At 77.4% G+C, this 3,105-nt stretch carries 3 protein-coding genes; 2 read left to right on the top strand and 1 reads right to left on the bottom strand.

The window, feature by feature from the left end:
* Together ACFVXK_RS37875 and ACFVXK_RS37870 are read left to right on the top strand one after the other, a co-directional pair.
* On the top strand, positions 1–1,506 hold a 1,506-nt coding region (locus ACFVXK_RS37875; protein ID WP_389621723.1), incomplete at its 5' end, for a LuxR C-terminal-related transcriptional regulator.
* A gap of 67 nt (positions 1,507–1,573) precedes the next feature.
* Positions 1,574–2,629 carry an alpha/beta fold hydrolase gene (locus ACFVXK_RS37870; RefSeq protein WP_389621720.1) on the top strand — a complete coding sequence of 352 codons (1,056 nt, stop codon included), beginning with the start codon at positions 1,574–1,576 and terminating at the stop codon, positions 2,627–2,629.
* 47 nt (positions 2,630–2,676) lie between these two features.
* Here ACFVXK_RS37870 and ACFVXK_RS37865 read toward each other — a convergent pair.
* Positions 2,677–3,105: LuxR C-terminal-related transcriptional regulator (locus ACFVXK_RS37865; RefSeq protein WP_389621717.1), on the bottom strand; the 429-nt coding region annotated here is incomplete at its 5' end.

Below are 3,105 nucleotides of genomic sequence, written 5' to 3'. Positions count from 1 at the left end.
GCCGGCCACGCCGCCCGCCCCGGCCAGGCCCACCGGCTGGCCCGGGCGGACCTCGCGCCCGATGCGGCGCAGTCCCCGGCCGCGGTGCTGGCGGCCGCCTACCAGGCGCTCTACCAGGACGGGGACGTGCGCTCCACCCGGCAGCAGGTCTCGGCGGCGATCGAGCGGCTCCGCGACGACCACGCGGCCGGCGGCCGGACCGCACCCGACGAGGTGCTCACCCGGCTGGTGGTCCTCCTGCTGGCGGTCAGCCAGTACAGCGGGGACCGCGCCGTCTGGGAGAGCACCCGCGCACTCCTGGCCTCCCTGGGCGGCCTCGTCACCGAACGGGCCCGCCTGTTCGCCGACACCTGGAGCGACGTGAACCGGCACGGGGCCGGCCGGGCCGAGCCGCTGCGGCGGGCCGCCGCGCGGATGCCGGAGCTGGAACCCTGGGAGGCCGCACGCCTCGGCGTGGCCGCCTACCACCTCGACGTCCTCGACGCCTGCCGCCCGCACCTGCGGCGCGTCGTGGACCACGAGGTGGAGACCGGGGCCGTCGCCGCCGGCATGGTCATGCTGCACCTGATCACGCTGGACCGGACGGCGGCCGGCGAATGGGACGCCGCCGAGCGGACCGGGCGGCGCGCCCTGGACCTCGCGGTCGAGCACGGCCACCACCTGTTCGCGGCGCAGAGCCGCGCCTACCTGGCCCAACTCGCCGCCCTGCAGGGCCGGACGGAGCGGGCGCGCGAGCTGTGCGCCGAGGTGGACGCCTGGGCCCGCCCGCGCGGGCTGGGGTTCCTGACCCAGCTCACCGGCGCCGCCGCCGCGACCGCCGCGCTGGGCCGCGGCGACCACGAGGCCGCCTACCGCCACTGCACCGGCCTCACCCGGCCGGGCGAGTTCCGGCCGTACGCGTACCAGGCCCCGCGCACCCTCCTCGACCTCGTCGAGGCCGCCCGCGACAGCGGACGCGCCGCGCAGGCCCGGGCGCACGCCCTCGCCGCCCGCGACGCGGACCTCCCGGCCGTCTCGCCCCGCCAGGCCCTGATCACCTACGGCGCGCTGGCGATCACCGCGCCGGACGAGCGGGAGGCCGCCGCGATGTTCGCCCGCGCCCGGTCCCATCCGGACGCCGCCCGCTTCCCGTTCGAGCTGGCCCGGATCCGCCTCGCACACGGCCTCCGGCTGCACCACGTCCAGGGCCGGGACGCCGCCCGCCCCCAACTGGCCGCGGCGGCCGAGGCCTTCGAGCGGCTGGGCGCGGCCGGCTGGAGCGGGCGGGCACGGGCCGCCCTGCAGGCGACCGAGGCCCCGCCCCGCGCCGTGCCGCCCCACCCGGCCCCGCTGACCTGGCAGGAGCGCCGCGTCGCCGACCTCGCCGCGAGCGGCCTGACGAACAAGGAGATCGGCCGGCGGATGCACCTGTCGCCGCGCACCGTCAGCTCGCACCTGTACCGCGCCTTCCCCAAGCTGGGCGTCACGACCCGGGCGGCGCTGCGCGACGCACTGACCGTCAAATGACCGATGCCGGACCCCGGCCGCCGGTGGAGAGTGGACGCGTCAGGCGGCCCCCGGGAAAGGAACAGACGTGATCGACAGGCGGACCCTCACCACGGCGATCGGCATCGGGGCGGCCGCCGCCCTTCCGGTCGGTGCCCTGCCGGCCGCCGCCGCGACGGAGGCGGCCGCCGCGCCGCAGGCCGGACCGCGCCGGGCCCCGGCCACCCCCGGCGGGCGCCCCGGCTTCGGCGCACTCAAGCAGGTCCGGGCCGGGGTGCTCGACATCGGCTACGCCGAGGCCGGTCCCGCGCACGGGCCCGTGGTCGTGTGCCTGCACGGCTGGCCCTACGACATCCACAGCTTCGCGGACGTGGCGCCGCTGCTGGCGGACGCCGGATACCGGGTGATCGTCCCGTACCTGCGGGGCCACGGCACCACCGCCTTCCTGTCGGCGCAAACGGTCCGCAACGCGCAGCAGTCCGCGGTGGCGCTGGACGTCATCGCCCTGATGGACGCCCTGAAGATCCCCGAAGCGGTCCTGGCCGGCTTCGACTGGGGCTCGCGGACCGCGGCCGTCGTCGCCGCCCTGTGGCCCGGGCGGGTCAAGGCCCTGGTGCCGGTGGGCGGCTACCTCGTCACGCAGGTCGCCGCACAGAAGGACCCGCTGCCGCCCCGGGCCGAGCGCACCTGGTGGTACCAGTACTACTTCGCCACCGAGCGCGGCCGCACCGCCATGGAGACCCGGCGCAACCGGCACGACCTGTGCCGGCTGGTGTGGGAGGAGGCCTCCCCGACCTGGGAGTTCGACGACTCCACCTTCGAGCGGACGGCCGCCGCGTTCGACCACCCCGACCACGCCGCCATCGTGGTCCACAACTACCGCTGGCGCCTGGGCCTGGCCGACGGAGAACGCCGCTACGACCGCTACGAGCGGCTGCTCGCCACCCGGCCGCCCGTCACGGTGCCCTCCCTCACCCTGGCCCCGGCCCTCGACCCGTTCCTGCCCACCACCGACGGCTCGGCCTACCGGCACCTGTTCACCGGCCCGTACGAGCACCGCGTCCTGCCCGGCGTCGGCCACAACACCCCGCAGGAGGCGCCGCAGGAGTTCGCCCGGGCGGTGCTGGACGCCGACCGCCTCTGAACCGCCACGAGCCCCGGACCCCGAGGACCGCACCCGGCCAGTGGCGCTCACCGGACGGCCAGGGCCCCCTCGATCTCGCGGCGCGAGGAGACCCCGAGCTTGGCGAAGACCTTGCGCAGGTGCCACTCGACCGTGCGCGGGCTGAGGAACAGCTGCGCCCCGATCTCCGCGTTCGGGTGTCCGGTGGCCGCGAGCCGGGCGATCCGGGCCTCCTGCGCGGTCAGGACCGGCGGGCCGGGGGTCCGGGCGCGAACGGTCTCACCGGTGGCGAGCAGTTCGCGCCGGGCCCGTTCGGCGTACGCCTCCATGCCGATCGCCGAGGCCGCCGCGTGCGCCCGGCGCAGCTCGTCCCGGGCGTCGGAGCGGCGGTTGCGGCGGCGCAGCCATTCGCCGAACAGCAGGCGCGTCCGCGCCTCGAACACCCCGAGCCCGCCCCCGGCGAAATGGCCGTCGGCCTCCCGGTAGCGGTCCTCGGC

It is taken from the genome of Streptomyces sp. NPDC058157 (assembly GCF_042884105.1).
Classification (GTDB): domain Bacteria; phylum Actinomycetota; class Actinomycetes; order Streptomycetales; family Streptomycetaceae; genus Streptomyces.
The sequence above is the reverse complement of the archived record's forward strand: the minus strand, read 5'-3'. Positions and strand labels throughout refer to the sequence as shown.